The organism is Nitrosospira sp. Nsp2 (assembly GCF_003050965.1).
GTDB lineage: Bacteria > Pseudomonadota > Gammaproteobacteria > Burkholderiales > Nitrosomonadaceae > Nitrosospira.
This window is the reverse complement of record NZ_QAOU01000004.1, coordinates 56,358-72,347: the sequence shown is the minus strand read 5'-3', so window position 1 is coordinate 72,347 and position 15,990 is coordinate 56,358. Positions and strand designations below refer to the sequence as shown.

The 15,990-nt window shown below is 52.1% G+C and carries 16 protein-coding genes and 3 tRNA genes; 10 read left to right on the top strand and 9 right to left on the bottom strand.

Annotated elements, in window-relative coordinates; all coding sequences use genetic code 11:
* The first annotated feature begins 275 nt into the window (after window positions 1–275).
* The 4 genes from C8R31_RS10210 (at window position 276) to C8R31_RS10195 (ending at window position 3,668) form a co-directional block, all read left to right on the top strand.
* Window positions 276–1,121 carry a hypothetical protein gene (locus tag C8R31_RS10210; RefSeq protein WP_107693967.1) on the top strand — a complete coding sequence of 282 codons (846 nt, stop codon included), beginning with the start codon at window positions 276–278 and terminating at the stop codon, window positions 1,119–1,121.
* On the top strand, window positions 1,118–2,104 hold the full coding sequence (locus tag C8R31_RS10205) for a S49 family peptidase (protein WP_107693966.1): 987 nt from the start codon (window positions 1,118–1,120) through the stop codon (window positions 2,102–2,104). Before C8R31_RS10210 ends, C8R31_RS10205 begins: the two co-directional genes overlap by 4 nt.
* A 30-nt stretch (window positions 2,105–2,134) precedes the next feature.
* On the top strand, window positions 2,135–2,683 hold the full coding sequence (locus C8R31_RS10200) for a hypothetical protein (protein ID WP_107693965.1): 549 nt from the start codon (window positions 2,135–2,137) through the stop codon (window positions 2,681–2,683).
* 223 nt (window positions 2,684–2,906) lie between these two features.
* Window positions 2,907–3,668, top strand: coding sequence for a hypothetical protein (locus C8R31_RS10195; RefSeq protein WP_146164580.1), 762 nt, complete (start codon window positions 2,907–2,909; stop codon window positions 3,666–3,668).
* Between the two features lie 51 nt (window positions 3,669–3,719).
* Here the strand turns inward: C8R31_RS10195 and C8R31_RS16065 are convergent, their stop codons facing one another.
* From C8R31_RS16065 to C8R31_RS10160, 8 genes are all read right to left on the bottom strand, one after another.
* Window positions 3,720–3,869: a hypothetical protein gene (locus tag C8R31_RS16065; protein ID WP_181320545.1), complete on the bottom strand. Its 150-nt coding sequence runs from the start codon at window positions 3,867–3,869 to the stop codon at window positions 3,720–3,722.
* A 239-nt stretch (window positions 3,870–4,108) separates the two neighbouring features.
* Window positions 4,109–4,183, bottom strand: a tRNA-His gene (locus C8R31_RS10190).
* A gap of 55 nt (window positions 4,184–4,238) precedes the next feature.
* Window positions 4,239–4,315 (bottom strand) — tRNA-Arg (locus C8R31_RS10185).
* 37 nt (window positions 4,316–4,352) lie between these two features.
* A tRNA-Pro gene (locus C8R31_RS10180) sits at window positions 4,353–4,429 on the bottom strand.
* 141 nt (window positions 4,430–4,570) lie between these two features.
* On the bottom strand, window positions 4,571–5,374 hold the full coding sequence (gene folE2 / locus C8R31_RS10175) for a GTP cyclohydrolase FolE2 (RefSeq protein WP_107693963.1): 804 nt from the start codon (window positions 5,372–5,374) through the stop codon (window positions 4,571–4,573).
* A 63-nt stretch (window positions 5,375–5,437) separates the two neighbouring features.
* A complete protein-coding gene (gene dxs / locus C8R31_RS10170) occupies window positions 5,438–7,285 on the bottom strand; it encodes a 1-deoxy-D-xylulose-5-phosphate synthase (RefSeq protein ID WP_107693962.1) in 1,848 nt (615 codons plus the stop codon).
* Between the two features lie 46 nt (window positions 7,286–7,331).
* Window positions 7,332–8,225: a polyprenyl synthetase family protein gene (locus tag C8R31_RS10165; protein ID WP_107693961.1), complete on the bottom strand. Its 894-nt coding sequence runs from the start codon at window positions 8,223–8,225 to the stop codon at window positions 7,332–7,334.
* Window positions 8,215–8,469, bottom strand: a complete 255-nt coding sequence (locus C8R31_RS10160; RefSeq protein ID WP_107694163.1) for an exodeoxyribonuclease VII small subunit — start codon at window positions 8,467–8,469, stop codon at window positions 8,215–8,217. The genes C8R31_RS10165 and C8R31_RS10160 overlap by 11 nt, the downstream gene beginning before the upstream one ends.
* A gap of 234 nt (window positions 8,470–8,703) precedes the next feature.
* Here C8R31_RS10160 and C8R31_RS10155 point away from each other — a divergent pair, with 234 nt between their 5' ends.
* From C8R31_RS10155 to C8R31_RS10125, 6 genes are all read left to right on the top strand, one after another.
* Window positions 8,704–9,804: an aromatic ring-hydroxylating dioxygenase subunit alpha gene (locus C8R31_RS10155; RefSeq protein WP_107693960.1), complete on the top strand. Its 1,101-nt coding sequence runs from the start codon at window positions 8,704–8,706 to the stop codon at window positions 9,802–9,804.
* A gap of 40 nt (window positions 9,805–9,844) precedes the next feature.
* On the top strand, window positions 9,845–10,189 hold the full coding sequence (locus C8R31_RS10150; RefSeq protein WP_107693959.1) for an STAS/SEC14 domain-containing protein: 345 nt from the start codon (window positions 9,845–9,847) through the stop codon (window positions 10,187–10,189).
* Window positions 10,190–10,848: 659 nt separating this feature from the next.
* On the top strand, window positions 10,849–12,675 hold the full coding sequence (locus tag C8R31_RS10140) for a fatty acyl-AMP ligase (RefSeq protein ID WP_107693957.1): 1,827 nt from the start codon (window positions 10,849–10,851) through the stop codon (window positions 12,673–12,675).
* 7 nt (window positions 12,676–12,682) lie between these two features.
* A complete protein-coding gene (locus tag C8R31_RS10135; RefSeq protein WP_107693956.1) occupies window positions 12,683–13,597 on the top strand; it encodes an NAD(P)-dependent oxidoreductase in 915 nt (304 codons plus the stop codon).
* 30 nt (window positions 13,598–13,627) lie between these two features.
* The gene (locus tag C8R31_RS10130) at window positions 13,628–13,882 is read left to right on the top strand and encodes an acyl carrier protein (protein WP_107693955.1); all 255 of its coding nucleotides are present in this window, start codon (window positions 13,628–13,630) and stop codon (window positions 13,880–13,882) included.
* The gene (locus tag C8R31_RS10125) at window positions 13,879–15,066 is read left to right on the top strand and encodes an aminotransferase class I/II-fold pyridoxal phosphate-dependent enzyme (RefSeq protein ID WP_107693954.1); all 1,188 of its coding nucleotides are present in this window, start codon (window positions 13,879–13,881) and stop codon (window positions 15,064–15,066) included. The genes C8R31_RS10130 and C8R31_RS10125 overlap by 4 nt, the downstream gene beginning before the upstream one ends.
* A 144-nt stretch (window positions 15,067–15,210) precedes the next feature.
* Here the strand turns inward: C8R31_RS10125 and C8R31_RS10120 are convergent, their stop codons facing one another.
* Window positions 15,211–15,807 carry a hypothetical protein gene (locus tag C8R31_RS10120; RefSeq protein WP_107693953.1) on the bottom strand — a complete coding sequence of 199 codons (597 nt, stop codon included), beginning with the start codon at window positions 15,805–15,807 and terminating at the stop codon, window positions 15,211–15,213.
* Between the last annotated feature and the right edge of the window lie 183 nt (window positions 15,808–15,990).

Here is a 15,990-nt window from a genome sequence, read left to right as displayed (position 1 = left end):
AATCACTTTATATATAAATCACCCTTTTATCACACTTACCAATCGGGCTCAAACCTAATAACCACGCCATTTCTCCCTTATTTCACTTATCTCACCCCTATGTGTATGTGTGTGAGTGGAGGGAGTGGCCAGCGAGCATTCATGGGTCCTTCCAGAAAAAATTTTTGTCGCGGCACTCACGGGCGCGAAAAAGCGCTAGTGACTGACAGGTCATGGGGTGGTCACAGTGGGGTGGTCTGTAGGGTCAATAAGGTGGTCGTCGGGGAGTTTTTCGGATGAGCACACAGAATTTTCAATCTAATCCATGGGGGCAGCTCATGGTTTCCCCTTCTACGGAAGCAACCACACAGCGAGCACTGCCGCCTGAAGTTGAAGGGCACATCAAAGCGTTAACCTCGCGTGATGAGGACGCACTTCCGGCAAATACCCTACAGTGGCTTCGAGCGAGTTTCCGGGAATACGTAAAAGGATTAAAGCGGCTTGATGAAGTGATGGGGCTTGCTCCTTCTGCTTCACAGCGCAACTGGCGGACCATTGATCGCCTGGACCTGCGTAACGCTTGGCTCGTACGTGCCTTCGAGCTGCTTGACGGTCCCAGTGCATACAATCGCTGCCGCCAGTTGAGTGATCAGATCCACAGCTTTCAGGAAGCCTTCTGGCCAGGGTTGGAAGACCGCGAAGCCCCGCCGCAGGAACTGACGCCCTTTCGGCAAGCCTTGTTCTTCGCGTTTAAGGCAAGCCCTGGGGAAGTCCCGCAAAGCTGGCGCCGCTTGAAGGAGATCGTGCAGAACCCTCCGCCAGCTGCCGGAACCTCTTCCATCTTGTGGCACGTTCAGGCCGATACGTACGATGAGTCTCGATCTACCAAGATCGATCCTCAAACTACTATAGGAAAATCGAATATGACATTAGGACATTTGGCAGTCTTGGCGCTTCACGCCTGGAAAGGCTCGCCAGTACTCCAAGAACGTCACCAAGGCGATGCCACGGATTATTGGCAACGGGTTCTACGCCAGGCAATGGACTGCGACGAAGACGAGGTACCGGGTTTGATAACTGAGGTGCTTAGCGTGGAACAGATCAACAGCGCGCTGAAATCAGCGGGGGTGAAGAGCCTATGAACCCGCAAACTGAACTCTCGGGCCGTCCCTGGGCCTTGCACAGGGAAACGTTCGAAAGCCTGATACGTAACGTCAGTGCTGCCGGTCCCGGCCTCAAGTCTCCCCCTGGGGCGACCAGGAGGCGCACTGAGGGCGGCGTAGCGGTAATAGGTATTACTGGCGTTATTACGCCACGCGCAAGCCTCTTCAATATGCTTTTCGGTGGTACCGATGTGGAAACCATCAAGGACGAGCTGGGCTACGCCCTGGCAGATTCTTCAGTCAGTAAGATCGTGCTCAATGTTGACTCGCCTGGCGGTGCGGTACCGGGGATATCTGAGCTGGCAGACCTGATTTACAGAGCAAGATCGATCAAGTCCATTGATGCGCACGTTTCCGGAATGGGAGCCTCTGCAGCGTATTGGCTTGCATCCGCCGCAAGCAGCATCACCATTTCCGACACGGCAAGCGTAGGAAGTATCGGGGTGGTCGGAACCATTATTGATGATCGAGTGCGCCAAGGGATGGAAGGAATCACGTTTCATGAAATCGTATCCTCCAATGCGCCGAGAAAAAGACCCGATCCATTAACTCAGGAAGGGCGCGCCGTCTTGCAGAGTGGAGTTGATAGCCTTGCAGCAGTGTTTACCGCAAAGGTCGCAACCTATCGAGGCGTATCTGAAAAGAAAGTTAACTCGGACTTTGGACAAGGCGGGATGTTGGTAGGGGCTGAAGCTGTCAGGGCGGGTCTGGCTGATCGGATCGGCACTTTCGAGAGCGTCCTGGGCGCACCTGGGGCGGCTCCAGGCGCTGGCCAGGGGGCCGCTGCGGTTTCTAAGGTACCAGCTGGGCTATCTGTAGAGGACTCATGCGTAATGCAATGGCGCAACGATCCCGCAATACGCGCTGAGTTTCCGACGTTGGAAAGCTTCACCGCATACACGCGAGCAACCGGCGCAGGGCGCTGCAGCATTATCGCTGGCCGGGTAACTCGCGGTCGCTAATCAACTTGAAACGACAAAGGACAATTGAAAATGTTTGACTTTTTGAAAGTAAAAACGACCCTCGCTGACGCGCGTAATGAATGCAAGGGAATGCGAGCCACAATCGCGCACAACAAACTGCGGATCGAGGAACTCAAGAATCTGCCTCCACCTCGCGAAGAGCTGGCGGACCTGCTTGTCGCGCGTATGGATCGGATTGCAGCCCGCTATCCGCAAAAGTTGGCGGGAGCGGTGAAGCTTATCACTCAGAATCCTTGTCATGGCAAAGACGCGGGTTGCTACCATCAGGGCCACAGAGGGAAGATGGGAGGGCTTAAAATCCTATCAGCATGTGAACACGACGAACAAGAATCTACTGTATATGACCTCGAAGTAGCGTTATTTTGGATGCTGGGCGACCAGCTAAAGGCTGGTCTCCGGAAAGCGGTACAAGAAATGGAATACCCTGCCATTGTTGGGCCGGCAATGCCGAAACGCCTGGCGGAGATCGACAAGCTCACGAAAGAAAACGAGGAGCTAGTGGCTAAGGTGAAGGATCTCGAACACGAGCTGGTGCGCACGGTGGATCCCAACGGCTGACCTGGCTAGAGCAGAAACGCATACAAAAAACCCTCATCTTCAAAAGATGGGGGTTTTTGTTTGTCCGGCAAAGTGCAGACGTCTGCAATTTCTATTAGGGGGGATTTGCAATCAAGGAAGGTCTGCATACAGTTGAGCTAACTCAACAATACTGTCACTCAGCTAGATATTTTAATGGCTGTGTTGTATCGTCAGTTGCTTGTGGGGCCAACGGAAACTTGATGTGATGTGTACCGACGTGGTATTGCAATGGAGCTTTTCTCCTTCCAATTACTTCAAAAAAGGTTTCAATGCTTCATGCGATGGGCATACGTTGAAGATTGCCCCTGGTAAAGTTGAAGCACTGATTGATGCCGAGACTTATGAGTCGAATCCTTCTCTTCGCGGGAAATTACATAGCTGTCTGAATATTATTTTTTTGGCCCAACATTTCTCAACTCATACGGCCTATAAATTATCTCAACCGACCAAAGTAGTTGTACATCAAAACGGACGAAAAGATTATTTTGTTGAGCTGGAACCGGCCATCATTAGAATAACTGGCGGGTCAGTCGATTTCCAAGTGACTGACAAAAACGGAAACGTCATTTCAGATTCGGCCGCCAAAAGTCTGCAGATAATGGAGCAACTGCGGCAAGGAGCTCTCGCACACGCTTCTGATGAATTGCTCCTCAGGCTTCTACAAAGCTATGACGCGGCGGTGAACGACCCTAACAATGAGTTGGTCCATCTTTATGAAATACGTGACGCACTCGCTCATAAGTTTGGCACCGAGGCCAACGCCCGATCAACTCTTGCTATCCCTAATTCGATCTGGTCACGGTTGGGACGGATTTGTAATAATGAGCCGCTAAATCAAGGTCGGCACCGTGGTCAAAATGCGCGGACGGTACTTAGAGATGCAGGAGCAGATGAGCTGGCTGAAGCAAGGGGGATCGTGCGAAACATGATCGAAGCTTACCTTCGATACCTACCGAGTCGGTAGTGCTATAAGTGGCTCGCCAGCCGAAGCTGTACGAGCCACTGAACTGCCGCCTTACAGCTTCGCTAGAAACACCGACACTGCAATCGCCAAAGCGAACGCAGCAGCAGGCGGGAAGCACGCGAGAAATATCGCGAACAATCCCGCAAACGCCCCCATGCGAAGATGTAACGCTGCTGAACGCGTAAGAGTTGGTTTGGCCATAGGCCTCCTGCTCAAACTGCGCCAAGTCTCTTAGAGAGTCAGGTATTGGCGCATTCAGACTTTGATGCCATTTTTGGTTTAGCTGCAGTCAACACGGCGGCACCAACCCGACTGCTCGGTTTATGCAATCGAGCATGCTCGATTGCACGAGTTCTTACAAAATCAGGTTACAAATCGGTTACATCTTGAAACAACTGCCAAACGAAAAAGAAGCCGGGTTCTGTAATGCTTTGTTTTAATGGGGTGGCTGATGGGGATCGAACCCACGACAACCGGAATCACAATCCGGGACTCTACCACTGAGCTACAGCCACCGTTTTAAAAGATAACCTACAGCGTTAATTTCAGGTGCCATTCCGCAAAACCGTATGGCGTGCCCGACAGGAATCGAACCTGTAACCCCCAGCTTAGAAGGCTGGTGCTCTATCCGGTTGAGCTACGGGCACCACTCAAGTCGGATATCAGCCCACCAGATTGCATGAATGGTCGGGGTGGAGAGATTTGAACTCCCGACATCCTGGTCCCAAACCAGGCGCGCTACCAGGCTACGCTACACCCCGGAAGGCGGATAATACCTTTACCCCCCTAAAAGGTCAATTTTGCGCCGCTTGGGCCGCTTTCATCCGTACAGAGCGATACGGCTTGCCGATATGGCTCGCGTTGGGCTGAGAGTTAACGGCGCCGAAGAAGCAGATCTGCAGTCAGGGATTCTCTAGCTTGTCCCGTTCGATCAATGCGTAAGCGGAATGATTATGGATGGATTCAAAGTTTTCCGACTCCACCACGTAGGCGTTTATACGCGCGTCCCGATTCAGCACTGCAGCCACGTCACGCACGACGTCTTCGACGAACTTGGGATTATCGAAGGCCTTTTCAGTAACGTACTTCTCGTCTGCACGCTTGAGTAGTCCGTAGAGTTCGCAAGATGCCTGATCTTCCGCCACGTGTATCAGATCTTCAATCCACACAGAACTAGCGGGAGAGACGGAAATCGACATATGGGAGCGCTGGTTGTGGGCGCCGTACGCGGACACTTGTTTTGAACACGGGCACAAACTCGTTACTGGTACCACGACCTTCAAATTGAATTGGTAGCTTCCTTCGTGAAGTTTGCCTGCGAAAGTTACCTCGTAGTCCATCAGGCTTGTTATGCCAGTAATAGGCGCGGTTTTGCTCATGAAATAAGGGAAGGTCATCTCAACCCCTCCAGAATCTGTTTCGAGCTTCTGTACCACTGCATTTACGATACTCTCGAATGATTTCACGGAAATGACGCGATTATTGCTGTTTAAAATCTCTACAAAACGGGACATATGCACGCCTTTGAGTTGATGCGATAAATTGGCGTGCATATCGAAGGTGGCGACGACATGTTGCGTGCGCCGCCCTTTATCCGCAATTTTTACAGGATGACGAATAGATCTTATCCCCGCTCTGTTAATAGCGATACGGCGACTATCGAGCGCGGCTTGGACGTCCGCAATCGGGACATTGACTTCGTTCATGCAGTGTTCTGGAACATGGCGGTGGCGTAGCAATCCATGCTATGCCGTCCGCAATGTGTTGAATTAGACTTCGATGAATCTCGCTCTGACGGACGTGACGATGGATGTTTTATCCAGTCCGCAGTCGGCAAGCATTTGAGCAGGATCGCCTTGATCAATAAACGTATCTGGCAAGCCCAATTGCAGCAAGGGGATTTTGAAGCCAGCACTCGCAAGTGATTCCATTACCGCGCTGCCCGCGCCACCCATGGTTGTATTCTCCTCCACCGTTACCAACAAATCGTGGCTCAGCGCAAGAGAAGCGACCAGATCATTGTCCAATGGTTTAACAAAACGCATATTTACAACGGTAGCGTTTAATTCATCGGCCGCTTCAAGGCAAGGTTTAAGCATACTGCCGAACGCCAGCAGAGCGATTTTTTCTCCCTCGCGTCGAATTTCGCCCCGCCCAATAGGCAGCATTCGCATTTGCTTCTCGGCAGCCACCCCCGTTCCCACACCCCGGGGATAACGTACCGCGGTGGGTGTGTCCATCTGAAACGCGGTGTAGAGCATTTGACGACATTCATCCTCATCAGCAGGGACCATCACCGTTATATTTGGAATACAGCGCAGATAGGTCAAATCAAAACTGCCGGCATGAGTGGGCCCGTCCGCCCCCACCAACCCAGCCCGATCTATGGCAAACACAACGGGGAGGTTCTGAATAGCGACGTCGTGGATCAACTGATCGTACGCTCTTTGCAAGAAAGTTGAATAAATGGCCACGACGGGCTTCAGTCCGTCGCATGCCAGACCTGCTGCGAACGTGACCGCATGTTGCTCTGCGATTCCAACGTCGAAATAGCGGTCGGGATATTCCTGCGAGAATCTTACCAGGCCTGAACCCTCACGCATTGCGGGAGTAATCCCAATCAACCGCTGGTCCAAGGCCGCCATGTCGCACAACCAGTCGCCGAAAATCTGGGTGTAGGAAGGCTTGTTTGAAGCTTTGGGAATAATGCCCGCCTGTGGATTGAATTTGGTGACCCCGTGATAAAGGATCGGATCCTCTTCTGCCGCCTGGTAACCCGCGCCCTTTCGGGTTACGACATGAAGGAATTGGGGACCATCCAGATGCTTGATGTTGTTAAGTGTGCTTACAAGGACGTCGAGATCGTGACCATCAATGGGGCCTATATAGTTGAAACCGAATTCTTCAAACAGCGTGCTGGGTGTGACCATGCCTTTGACGTGTTCTTCCGCGCGCTTGGCAAGTTCCAGCACAGGTGGTACCACCCCCAGCATCTTTTCGCCGGCACGCCGGGCGGTGGCATAAAACTGCCCGGACATGAGCTTCGCAAGGTAATTGTTGAGGGCGCCCACAGGCGGTGAAATGGACATGTCGTTGTCGTTCAGAATCACCAGCAGATTGGTGTTCATGGCCCCCGCATTATTTAGGGCTTCAAACGCCATGCCGGCGCTCATGGCGCCGTCCCCGATGACCGCAACCACGCATCGGTCCTTACCCTCGTGCTGCGACGCCACGGCCATTCCCAAGGCAGCGCTGATAGACGTGCTGGAATGCGCAGTACCAAAAGCGTCATATTCGCTTTCATCCCGTCGCGGAAAACCGGCGATACCGCCATGCATACGCAATCTGCTCATTCCTTCACGGCGGCCGGTCAATATCTTATGAACATATGTCTGATGGCCTACGTCCCATACCAAACGATCGTACGGCGTGTTGAATACGTAATGCAGGGCTATGGTCAATTCAACGGTGCCCAGATTGGACGATAGATGGCCCCCGGTTTTGGCCACGGATTCAACCAGAAATTGCCGTAACTCCTCTGCGAGCTGAGGCAACAGCTTGCGTTCCAGCAAACGTAACTTGGAAGGGTCGGTGACACTATCAAGCAATGGATACATTTAAACCTTGGAGAATGGAAATATTCTTTACCTTGGGATTGCCAGCTTAAAATTCGCGCTGGATAATGAAGTCGGTAACCTGTCGCAGCCGGTCCGCCTTTTCGCCAAAACCTTCCAATGACTGGTACGCATCGCGGCGTAACTCTTCGGCCAGGTCGCGTGCCTGACCGCGCCCAAGGATGCTTACGTATGTTGGTTTGTTATTGTCAGCGTCCTTGCCGGCAGTTTTACCTAAAGTTGCTGTGCTCGCCTCTGCATCGAGCACATCATCCACGACTTGGAAGGCCAAGCCGATACGTTTGGCAAAGTGGTCCAGGCTCGTCAATTCACTCTCTTTCAAGCCGCTTCCACAATACGCGCCCAGCATGACCGCGGCGCGAATAAGCGCGCCGGTCTTATGGATATGCATAAATTCGAGCTCCGGCAGGCTTAACGTGGCCCCTACGCTAGCCAGGTCAACCGCTTGACCGCCGGCCATACCCCGCGAGCCGGCCGCTTGCCCCAGGTGTTTTATCATTTCCAGTTGAACTTGCGGGATATCTGCCACGGTATGCTCGGCCAGCAATTGAAAAGCCAAGCTTTGTAAACTGTCCCCAGCAAGCAGCGCGATAGCCTCACCGTATTCGATGTGACAGGTCGGTTTGCCACGCCGCAACACATCGTTATCCATACACGGCAAATCGTCATGAACCAACGAATAGGCATGAATCAGTTCTACTGCAGCTGCGGCGATCGTCACGCGCTCTTCGGCTGCGTTGCTCAGCTCTCCCGCTGCAAACGCGAGTAAAGGACGTACCCGCTTCCCACCACCTAGAACAGTGTAGCGCATGGCGTCGTGCAAACGCTCGGGGGGGACATTCGATGCGGGGAGCAGGATCTGCAGAGAAGCTTCGATGCGTTCCTGTCGGCTTCTCGCCCAATCCTGGAAATCAGCGATCATCAATACCGGATGGGGAGAAATTTTTCAATGTATCAGCCTCAAGAAGACGCACCTGTTGTTGCGCATCCTGGAGCTTGGATTGACAATATTGTAACAGCTCCATGCCTCGTTTATGAGCAAGGAGCGAATCTTCCAGTGGCAATTGTCCTGCTTCCATTTCGCCCACGATACTTTCAAGTTCCGTCAAGGCGGCCTCAAAGCTCGCCGGAGGCAAAAATTTGACGCCGTTGGAGGGGTTTGTCATGATAAGCATGATGTTACGAAAGACGTGAATTGCCGGGAAACTGCAAAAATAACGCAATTAGCTGGTATAGGTCAATTAAATCCATGAAACTTTCCCTTAACCCGACCCTCCTAGTCGGGATTATAGGCTTTCCAGGAAAGAGAGCGTGCTGTTTCTGCTAAGCTTATTGCACTTCTTGAGGCTTTTCGTATATCAACTGTCTTTTTTGCCCCTCGAAAGGTCTTACGTATCGATATGTCCCACTTAGTTGATCTCTCCCAATCGACACCCACGCAACTTCCCGTCGGCTGGTATCTCGATTCCGATATTCTCGATTTAGAAAAACGCATCTTGTTTGACGCCGGTCCGGGCTATATCGGACACGAGATTATGGTCCCTAATATCGGCGATTACTACGTCCCGGAATGGATGAGTCACGCCAAGATGCTGGTCCGTAACCATGATGGTATCGAACTATTGTCTAATGTTTGCCGCCATCGGCAATCTTTGCTCCTGAAAGGGCGGGGCAATACCAGGAACATCGTTTGTCCGATACACCGCTGGACTTATGATTTGACCGGCAAACTGCTGGGTGCGCCCCACTTTGCGCAAAATCCCTGCCTTAATCTCGGCACTACACCGTTGCAAAACTGGAACGGGCTCCTGTTCGGGGGAAAGCGGAATGTCGCGCGCGATCTGGGACAGCTAGGCGTTCTGAAGGATTTTGATTTTTCAGGCCACGTCCTAGAACGAGTGCAGGTGGAACAATATGCCTGCAACTGGAAAACGTTTATTGAAGTGTATCTGGAAGATTACCACGTTGAACCCTACCACCCCGGTTTGGGGAACTTCGTCAATACCGCCGAACTGAGATGGGAATTTGGCGAGTGGTACAACGTCCAGACCGTCGGCGTCAATCATGGTCTCACACGCCCTGGTACAGCGGTCTATGCGAAGTGGCAGGAGCAACTCCTGCGCCAGACGGCAGGAGAGGTGCCGCGGCAGGGTGCGATATGGATGCTTTATTATCCTAACGTCATGCTTGAATGGTATCCTCATGTGCTGATTATCAGCACGCTGCATCCGGCTGGAACAGAGCAGTGCGTTAATGTAGTGGAATTTTATTATCCAGAAGAGATCGCTTTGTTTGAGCGGGAATTCATCGAGGCGGAACAGGCCGCCTATCATGAAACAGCCGTCGAAGATGATGAAATCTGCAGGCAGATGAGTGAGGGACGCCGCGCCCTGCATGAACAGGGAATGAGCGAAACAGGTCCGTATCAGTCACCGATGGAAGATGGCATGGTACACTTTCACGAATTTCTGAGACGTGAAATCGACCCCCATCTTTTGTAGTGGTAATAATTGGCCCATGTACCCTCGTTGAGATTGATCCATGATTACCATTCAAGAAGCCGACAATCTGATCAGCGTTGCTGTTTTTGGTGAATTCACTTTGGCAGATTTTAAGGAATTCGAAGAGCAGGTGCTCTACAAATCCCGTGTGGACAGCAAAGTGGATGTACTGTTTGATTGGCGCGACATGCTGGACTACACCGTCGATGTCGCATGGGAAGATATCAAATTTATTCGCGAGCACGGCAACGATTTCAGGCGGATTGCGATCATTACCGATAATCAGTGGCGGGCCTGGGCTGCATGGGTCTTCAATCTGTTTGTTGATGCAGACATCAGAGTCTTCAGCAACTACGCAGATGCGAAGGCATGGCTGGAAGCTTAGGTCATTACTGAACAAGCCTCTCATACCGGCACTCATGTGCCAACCCTTGGCACTCTCGCTGGGGAAGCCCATCCCCAGCAGTAACTCCATAGAGGATTGCGTAATTTAATTCCGCGTTCTCTCGAACAAATATCCCAGCGAAAGAACCTTCACTAATAAAAGGAAGCAAGGGGATGCGAAGGCGTTAAAGACACCGGCGCAAAGCTGAAACTCAGCCGGAAATATCCCGCCGCGCAAACCAGCAATAGGTGAATTAGTAACTGTTGCAAAAAAGCCACACATTTCTAACTCGTTCTCCAAAATTTCTTTATATTGGCTCACAACTCGTACAGAATGGAACCTGTCGCCCATGCAAGCCGTAAGGAAGAGTCTCCCGGTCATTTCATTGTCATTTTCTGTCGGTGGAAACCTGCTATTTTCAGGGACTTAGCTTGGATATGGGCATGCGCATGATGTTGTGTTGCCAACGTGCGAGCTAATGTAATATTAGCTCGATGATAATTAGTTAATTACTTTTATTGTTTTCCGAGTCTGGTTTTTCTCACTCCAGGCATTTCGAGCCAAGCGGTAATGATTGCGACCAGAATTAATATTGGTTTGACCGGAATCCTTTACATTATAAAAAGATGACTAGTACGATTAATTTGGAGGGGAAGACCTTGAGTTCAACAATAGCGAAGTTGAACGCTCCGCTACCGCAAGCGTTTAACCCTCGATTATCAAGCGAATCAGACATATCGCTAACGCCAACGCCAACGTATAACACCCAGGTTCAGAGATTAGCTGACTTCGACACACTGACCGCTGCGTTGGAATACGCTGCGTCCGGGACCGCTGGGTATAACTTTTACGATGCCAAAGGCAACCTGCGTTCAGTCCTCCCTTACCACGCCCTACGGCAAAATGCCCGTACCTCCGCCCAGCGCCTTAGTGGGCTTGGACTTGCGCGCGGTGAGCGGGTGGCTATTATCGCCGATACAAGCCCGGAATTTGTCGAGTTGTTTTTCGCCTGCCGTTATGCAGGGTTGATTCCTTATGCGATGCCCGTACCAGTCAACCTTGGTAGTCATGCCGTATATGTTCAACAACTTCGGGGAATGCTAGAGGCTGGCCAAGCAAGTGCGGCCGTAGCTAATACCGACTACATTGGCTTTTTGCAAGAGGCTGCTGAAGGATCGCAACTATTGCGCTGGTTCGGCACGCCAGAACAGCTCGAGGATTTTTCGGTTCCCGATGTAGCGTTAGAGTCAAACGTTCCTGACGAAATCGCGTATCTGCAATTTACGTCGGGGAGCACACGTCTTCCGCGCGGAGTGGTCATTACGGAGCGCGCCTTGATGAGCAATCTCCAGGGAATTGTCCGTCATGGATTGGAGATACATTCCGGCGACCGGTGCGCGTCGTGGTTGCCTTTTTATCACGATATGGGATTGGTCGGCATGGTGATGGCGCCGATGGTTGCCCAAGTCTCGGTCGACTATCTGGCCACCCGGGATTTTGCGATCAGACCTCTGCAATGGCTGCGGCTGATTAGCCGAAATCGTGCAACCGTCGCGTTTAGCCAGCCTTTTGGCCTCAAGCTTTGCACGTTGCGCGTTCGTGATTCGGATTTGGAAGATCTTGACCTTAGTAGTTGGCGTGCGGCAGGGGTAGGCGCCGAGATGATTCGCCCTGATACCTTGCGAAATTTTGCAGAAAAATTTGCACCCGCCGGGTTCGATGCACGCGCTTTTCTTCCGTGCTATGGATTGGCTGAATCAACGCTCGCAGTAACTTTTTCTCAAGTCGGTGAGGGTTTTGATAGTTTGCGTGTTGATGCCGGGACGCTAGTTGACAAAAAAATGGCGGTTCGGCTACAAGCAGAGGGACGAAAATTTAGCGAGTTCGTCAACTGTGGACGCCCCTTGCCTGGGCACACTGTGAAAGTGGTTGACGATGCGGGCCTGGAGTTGTCGGATCTCAGGGTAGGGAGCGTACTGGTGCAAGGCAGCAGTATCATGACGGGTTACTATAATAACCCGGAAGATACCCAGAAGACGTTAAAGCCTGGCAATTGGCTGGATACCGGTGATCTGGGGTTCGTGTTCGAGGGTGATCTATACGTTACGGGGCGTCGTACGGACGTTATTATCGTTAATGGGCGCAATATTCGCGCCCAAGACATCGAAGAACTCGCGGAACAACAACCTGAAGTTAGGACTCGGGAAGCCTCTGCCTTTGGTATAACCGATGCGAACGATATTACAACAATCGTTTTGGTCATCGAGTGCCGTCTTACATCTGTAACAGATAGACAGTCCCTTACCGGTCGCTTGCAGCGGCTCGTTTATATGGCATTCGGGGTTAATTGCCTGGTTGAATTAGTGCCTCCGCACACGTTGCCGCGGACTTCATCCGGAAAGCTATCGCGTTTTGCAGCCCGCCAAGGTTTTATACAGCGGACCAATTTGGCAGACCAGCTATCAGCCGAGTCTGGGGACAAATAGCGGGGATATGTCTGGGTCATGGGTGGCAGTAACCGGTGCCACCGGCTTTATTGGTCGTGCGTTGTTACAGTCCTTGATCGAGCAAGGATGGAAAATCAAGGCCCTTACAAGGTATCCTCAGGCAGATGATGAATCCACGCAATGGATAGAAGGCGACCTGAATAATTCTGATGCACTGAGTAGGCTGGTCAAGGATGTGTTCGCCGTTGTACATTGCGCTGGCCAGGTTAAGGGAAGGTCGCTTGAAGATTTTATCCATACCAATGTTGAAGGCACGGGTAATCTCTTGCGCGCTTCCGCTCAGCAAACTACGCCGCCCCGCTTTCTCCTTATCTCTTCCTTAGCTGCCCGAAATCCCGAACTCTCCTGGTATGCGACCAGCAAGCGCATGGCTGAGCTATTGGTCGTCAACCACTCGCCGTCCCTTCCGTTTACGATTTTTCGTCCGACTGCTGTCTATGGTCCGGGTGATAGGGAAATGAAGCCTTTATTCAAGGCGACCCGCCTTGGGGTGTTGCCCATGGTTGGAAAGCCAGCGATGCGTTTCGGATTATTGCACGTGAGCGACCTGGTTGCGGCTGTGCTGTGCTGGCTTTCAAGCCCCGTTCCCGTCCAGGGCGTGTACGAGCTTGACGATGGAATGCCAGGGGGTTATGACGGCAAATCCGTGGCGGCTATTGCCCAGGAGGTTTGGGGCCGTCCGGTACGCTGCGTTTTTCTGCCTGCGTCACTTGTCTCGCTGGTAGCAAACATTAATTTATGGGCGGCCCGCTTTCTCCGTTATTCGCCAATGCTAACCCCTGGAAAAGTGAGAGAACTGCAACATCCGGACTGGGTGTGCAATATCACTCCGCTAACTCGTGCGCTTCCTGATTGGCATCCGCGTGTCCGGTTGCGCGATGCCTTATCTCAGGCAATATAGTTCTAAAACGCAATTAGTTGGGATTCATTCATGGCAAACAATTACGACGACATTCTGCAGAAGCTGCGCGAGCATCTAAAGCAATTTTGCCCGCCTGATATTGAAATAACACCTGAAACTGATCTCATTAATCAGCTTGCCATTGATTCTGTCAAGCTCTTGAACCTCGTTATGGAAATTGAAGACGAGTTCGATATTTCCGTTCCCCTGAATGCTCTCGCAGATGTTCAGACTGTTCACGAACTCACAAACTTGATTCATCAGATAAGATCTGCCCAACAATGAGCCTGCTAGATAAGCTTGATGCTGTTGCTGCCGCAAGAAAAGCGCTCCTGCCAGAAGGGGTCGAAGTTTTTGGAACGCCCATAGAAGAGGTGTATTCATCGACGGCGGCAAAGATCGGCGATCGCCGCATACTATTTTTGGGCACGAACAACTATCTTGGACTCACCTTTGCGCCACAATGCCTGGAAGCCGCTCATAAGGCGATTGATAGTGAAGGCACAGGTACCACCGGTTCTCGAATGGCGAACGGTAGCTATTCCGGGCATCGAGCGCTAGAGCGGGAGTTTGCGGAGTTTTATCGCTGCCACTCATGCATCGTCTTCACGACCGGTTACCAAGCCAATCTGGCCACGATCTCCGGTCTCGCAGGAGCGGGGGATGTCATTCTGATCGATGGCGACTCGCATGCGAGTATTTATGATGGGTGCCGCTTGAGTGGCGCTGAAATTATCAGGTTTCGCCATAATGATACCCAAGATTTGGAGAAGCGCCTCCGCCGTTTGGGAGATCGTTCGCGCTCAACTCTCATCATCGTTGAGGGTATTTACAGTATGCTGGGGGATCGAGCGCCACTGGCGGAGATTGTCAGGTTAAAAACTGCGTACAAAAGTACGCTTCTTCTGGATGAGGCCCACTCTCTGGGCGTTCTGGGCAGAATCGGGCAAGGCTTGGTCGAAGAAACCGGGCTTATTGACGAAGTCGATTTCATCACCGGCACTTTCAGTAAAAGCCTCGGCAGTATTGGAGGATATTGCGTCAGCAATCACCCCCAACTTGATCAGTTACGCTATGTCAGCCGCCCTTACATCTTCACTGCCTCCCCGACGCCCGCTACCATTGCATCGACTCGGGCAGCACTCAAATTGCTGCGTGAAGGTGTAGAGTTACGTCGACAGCTCTGGAGTAACGCTCACCAGCTTTACACCCGGCTAAAGGAGCTCGGCTATCAGCTCGGCCCGGAACCCAGCCCGATTATCGCAACCATACTGGATACACCTCAGCAAGCGCTAGCGCTATGGCGGGGCCTGCTCGAACACGACATTTACGTCAACCTGATATTACCGCCAGCCGCGCCCGACGGGAAGTCGCTGGTGCGTTGCAGCGTGAGCGCGGCCCATACTAGTGAGCAGATCGACTATGTAAGTGAGGCTTTTGCCGGGTTGCGAAAAACTATTTTTCAGTAATACCCAATCACCCGTTCCTCTCTACAGCTAATCCACTTACAGCTGCTTATAGAGAATGGACGGTCCGGACCTTTACTTCACAATAAGTCTCGCCGCTGGGCTGGCTCAGATTTAAATGATCACCAGCCCCGTCTGGACTGACGTTTAGGACGCCTTCGGGCTTGGTCGCCTGCGCGACCACAGGAAGGCGCCAATGCCTGCCACGCCTACCAAGAGGGCTATTTCCGTCACACCGATCCCGCCCCCATGGCTGCCGTGACCGCCTCCGCCTCCGACGTGTATCGGAATCCGCACTGCCGTAGTCATCTTGCCGTCTTTCTCCGTCTCCAGCAACAGTGCGTATTGGCCCAGATCCTCAAGATTCGCTCCAAAGGTAATACTTCCGGACGGATATGCCTTGGCAGGCAAAGACACGATCTCGTGCCCCCCTTCCCCATGCCCTTCCATTACCAGACGCACCGCGATGGGGATCTCGCGCGAGTCCGGATCTGTCAGATCAACGGTGAGATGCAATTCCCCAGGTTCCGGAACATGATCACAAAACGCATGAGTTGGCGGTAGCGCGCCCTTGGGCTTTTCATAAGCACTGAAGGCTACAGGAAAAGCCCCCGTTTTGATGGCGCAGTCTCCTGAATGATGACCTTCGTGGGCCAGCATTAGCTGCGCATGGGTGGGCAGAGTTGCCATTGCTATCAGCGTAGCGCATGCCAGTCTAACGATCCACTCAACAGTTTTATCCATGATGCCTCCAGTTTCTAATCCGCAAATCAAATTAATCGTACGCCCATGGCGGGAACAATCGCGGATTGTATAACAAACTATCGGAGAATAGAAACAGAGTATACCCAAGCTCAACCTGGGATAAAGCGTTGACGAAAATGGCCCCAACGTAAAAATCGGCGTTTGCGCGCGTACTTATCGAAA